Source organism: Methylobacterium sp. A54F, from assembly GCF_053346035.1.
The window spans coordinates 1-311 of the sequence record NZ_JBKFBF010000110.1 but is presented as its reverse complement, the minus strand read 5'-3'; the positions used below and the strand labels follow the sequence as shown (position 1 = coordinate 311).

The 311-nt window shown below is 65.9% G+C and carries 1 protein-coding gene; it reads right to left on the bottom strand.

Translation table 11 applies throughout. The features are described from left to right. A partial coding sequence (locus ACLBXP_RS25555) for an MFS transporter (RefSeq protein ID WP_447670623.1) occupies positions 1-311 on the bottom strand: 311 nt, incomplete at both ends.

Here is a 311-nt window from a genome sequence, read left to right as displayed (position 1 = left end):
CCGAGGCGAAGACCGTGGGGATCATGCCACCGCCGATGAAGCCCTGCAGCGCCCTCCAGACGATCATCTCGCCGATGGACGAGCTCGCCGCGCACATCAGGCTCATCAGCGTGAAGCCGCCCGCCGCGATCGTGAACATCCAGCGCGTCGAGATCACCCGCGACAGGAAGCCCGAGAGCGGGATCATGATCACCTCGGCGATCAGGTAGCTCGTCTGGACCCAGGGGATCTCGCCGGCCGAGGCCGAGAGGCCGGCCTGGATCTCGTTGAGGGAGGCGGAGACGATCTGGATGTCCAGGATCGCCATGAAC